The sequence below is a fragment of the Candidatus Protofrankia californiensis genome (assembly GCF_900634765.1).
GTDB lineage: Bacteria > Actinomycetota > Actinomycetes > Frankiales > Frankiaceae > Protofrankia > Protofrankia californiensis.
The window spans coordinates 4231-5707 of sequence record NZ_CAAAFT010000190.1 but is presented as its reverse complement, the minus strand read 5'-3'; the positions used below and the strand labels follow the sequence as shown (position 1 = coordinate 5707).

1 protein-coding gene is annotated in these 1477 nt (G+C 75.5%); it reads left to right on the top strand.

The window, feature by feature from the left end:
• On the top strand, positions 1 to 1477 hold a 1477-nt coding region (locus DD1DGNOD_RS10635; protein ID WP_165036577.1), incomplete at both ends, for an SDR family oxidoreductase.

Genomic DNA, 1477 nt, shown 5'->3' with positions numbered 1-1477 from the left:
CCGCATGGCGGCATGGTGACGACGTCCTGGCCGAGGCCCACCTGCCGTCGCCCGCCGACGCGGACGCGGGCCGGTTCGGCCTGCACCCGGCGTTGCTGGACGCGGCCCTGCACGCGATCGCCCTGCTGGACTCCGGCGGACCGGCGCCGGACGGCCTGCCGTTCGCCTTCGGCGACGTCCGCCTGCATTCCCGTGGCGCGTCCGCGCTGCGGGTGCGGCTGGCACGGGCCGGCGAGGGGATCTCCCTGGCGGCCACGGACCTCACCGCACGCCCGGTCGTCTCCGTCGGGTCGCTGGTCCTGCGCCCGATGTCGGCCGAGCAGATCGGCGGCGTTGCCCCCGCCCCGCTGTACGCGGTGCAGTGGGACCGCATCCAGGCCGCCGTCCCCGCCGGCCCACCCGGACGCTGGGCGCTGCTCGGGGACATCCCCGAGCAGCTGTCCGCCGCCCTCGCCCGCCGCGGTGTGGCCGTCACCTGCCACCCGGACCCGCGATCACTGCGGGAGGCCGTCGCCTCGGGGGCGCCGGCTCCCGACGCCGTGCTCACCGTCCATCCGTCCGGCACCGGCACCGATGGCGATGGCGGTACTGGTGCGGACGCCGGCGCCGGCGCACTGCTGGCGGCGCGGGCTCGTAGTGCCACCGGTGACGTCGCGCAGTCGCTGCGGTCCCTGCTTGCCGACGACCGTCTCCGGTCGGCCCGGCTGATCCTGCTCACCAGCGGGGCGGTTGCGGTGCGCGACGACGCCGAGCTGACCGATCCGGTGGCCGCGGCCGTGGGGGGTCTGGTGCGCTCGGCGCAGTCGGAACACCCCGGTCGGTGCGTCCTGGTCGACGTCGACGGGCACGACGCCTCGTGGGCCGCGCTGGCCGACGCGACAGGTTCCGGCGAGCCCCAGGCGGCGGTGCGCGCGGGTGCGGTGTACGTCCCCCGGCTGGCCCATGCGCGGCCATCGCCCTCGGGCGACACCACACCGCTGGACCCCGAGGGCACCGTGTTGATCACAGGCGGGACCGCCGGGCTGGGTGCGCTGGTGGCCCGGCACCTGGTGGTCAGGCACAAGGTGCGGCACCTGCTGCTGGTCAGCCGTCGAGGAGCACAGTCCCCTGGCGCGGCGGCACTGTACGCCGAGCTCACCGGCCTGGGCGCCCAGGTGGAGCTGGCCGCCTGTGACGTGGCCGACCGTGATGCGCTCGCCCGCGTGCTCACGGCCGTCCCCGCCGAGCATCGGCTGACCGCGGTCGTGCACGCCGCGGGGGTTGTGCACGACGGTGTCATCGAGTCGTTGACGCCGGATGCCATCGACCGGGTGATGCTGCCCAAGGTGGACGGTGCCGTGCACCTGCACGAGCTCACCCGCACCACCGACCTGGCCGCGTTCGTGCTGTTCTCCTCGATGTCGGGCATTCTCGGCGGCGCCGGGCAGGGCAACTACGCGGCGGCCAACGCCTTCCTCGACGCTGTGGCCAGCCACCG